Origin of the sequence: Aquabacterium sp. UBA2148 (assembly GCF_002328915.1) — a bacterium.
In the GTDB taxonomy this organism is placed as follows: Bacteria; Pseudomonadota; Gammaproteobacteria; order Burkholderiales; family Burkholderiaceae_C; genus Aquabacterium; species Aquabacterium parvum.
This window is the reverse complement of record NZ_DCXA01000209.1, coordinates 1-1,780: the sequence shown is the minus strand read 5'-3', so window position 1 is coordinate 1,780 and position 1,780 is coordinate 1. Positions and strand designations below refer to the sequence as shown.

Sequence of the window (1,780 nt, the reverse complement as noted above, 5' to 3'; positions counted from 1 at the left end):
GCGGGTCTTGCGGGTGGCCGGGGTGCGTTCGTCAAAGCGGAAGTGTGGCCGCACGAAGGCAACCACGCCGGTGTGGCGTTGGTTCAGCTCGCTCAAGGGCAGGCGCACGGCGCCCTGTCCGGTCTCGGGCATCAGCACACGGGCTTGGTCTTGCTCGGTGCCCAGCAGCACGCAGGCCTGATCGCCTTTGAGCAGCAAGATGGCGGGCAGGGTGGCCTCGTCGATCGAGGCCAGGTCGCAGCGTTGCAGCTTGGTTGCCAGGCCGGCGCGGGCGGCGGCGCGCTCGAGCAGCGACACGGGCAGCGCCTCCTGGTTCAGGGGCAGGCCAGCACTCAGGGCGGCACGCGAGGCGGGCAGGCCGTGCACGCGGCAGACCTCGATCAGGCAGTCCAGCAGCGGGTCGGCTTTGAGCAGGTCCTCGCGCAGGCGCGTCGGGGCGTCTTGAGCTTCGGTGGCAGGCTGGGTGGGGGGCTGTGCCGGCGTCGCAACGGGGGCTGCGTTGGTGTTCGGCGTGGCGGCCAGCGGGGTGTCCTGGGGCGCGTTCATGCGGTCAAGGCGTCTTTCGTGCAATGGGGCGCTCGCCGCACGAGGGGGCCCCGCACGGCATGCTCAACGGATATCGGCGCAATGCACGTCGAATTGACCCTTTTTTCGATCAGCGAAAAAACGCTCCAGGGTCATCCGCACCGTGCGGAAGGCGAGTTCGTCCCAGGGGATCTCGTGCTGATGGAAGAGTTGCGCCTCCATCGTCTCAGGCCCGGGGTTGAAGTCGGTGTCGAGCAGGCGGGCGCGGTAGAACAGGTGCACCTGCCCGGCGCTGACCACGTTGAGCACGCAGTACAGCCCCTGCATTTCGATGCGTGCCCCGGCTTCCTCGTCGGTCTCGCGGGCTGCACCTTCCTCGGTGGTCTCACCCAGCTCCATGAAGCCGGCGGGCAGCGTCCAGAAGCCCTTGCGGGGTTCGATGTTGCGTTTGCACAGCAGCACCTGTTCACCCCAGACGGGCAGGGTGCCAACCACGTTCAGTGGGTTGACGTAGTGGATGTGCTGACACGCCGGGCAGACCGCGCGCTCGCGGTTGTCGTCGGTGGGCACCTTGTGCTCCACCGGGGTGCCACAGACCTGACAGTGCTCGATTCGGCGTGAAAACAGCATGGATTGCAGTGTAGGGCATGCGCATGGCGAGCCCGTGTCAAAAGGGTCGGCGGCTTAAGCGGTGGCCTCAGCGGTGTTGGCAGCTGCGCGAGCTTACCCAGGGGGCAAAGGCTTCGAGCACCTGCAAAGGCTGGCCGTGGTGGTGAAACAGCGAATGGCGAGCCCAGCGTGGGGGGGGCGAGGGCTGGCTGGCGGGGGGCTGGCCCTTGTTCAGCGCAGCCCATTGCCTGGCCATGTGGGCGCCTGCGGGGGCATGAGCTCGCAGCCGCAGGGTCTGCAAAGGCCCCCGACGCACGGCTCGGTGGCTGAAGAGCAGCTCCGCCAAAGGCCGCGTGCCCAGCCCTCGGATGGCCTGCCAAGGCCCCTTGACCGCTCGCACCGGCACGCTGCTGCGCGCCCACACCGCCGCACGTTCATCGATGTGCAGCACCACCTCGCGCACGTGGCCCACGCGACAGCCCAGGGCCCGGCGCTCCTGGGGCCACAAGCGATGCCGCCCCTGCGCCAGCACCTCCACCCGCACGGGGCCGTGCAGGCGCAGCCTGGCCGTCAGCGAGCCCGGGGCCGACAGCCACTGGCGCATCCGAGGCGACACAGGCCCGGGCCCGACGTGGCGGGCGTCCTG

The 1,780-nt window shown here is 69.3% G+C and carries 3 protein-coding genes; all 3 read right to left on the bottom strand.

Annotated features, from left to right (window positions below; translation table 11 throughout):
- The coding region (locus B2W70_RS11675; protein WP_286745869.1) for a cysteine peptidase family C39 domain-containing protein at window positions 1-546 on the bottom strand (546 nt) is incomplete at its 3' end.
- Between the two features lie 63 nt (window positions 547-609).
- Window positions 610-1,155, bottom strand: a complete 546-nt coding sequence (locus tag B2W70_RS11670) for an NUDIX hydrolase (protein ID WP_058088685.1) — start codon at window positions 1,153-1,155, stop codon at window positions 610-612.
- Between the two features lie 67 nt (window positions 1,156-1,222).
- Window positions 1,223-1,780 (bottom strand): chorismate--pyruvate lyase family protein (locus tag B2W70_RS11665; protein ID WP_286745866.1); only part of this gene is annotated, 558 nt, incomplete at its 5' end.

What these genes read in the sequence shown, in the direction of transcription:
- B2W70_RS11670 (WP_058088685.1), bottom strand. Translation starts at nt 1,155, where the DNA reads ATGCTGTTTTCACGCCGAATCGAGCACTGTCAGGTCTGTGGCACCCCG.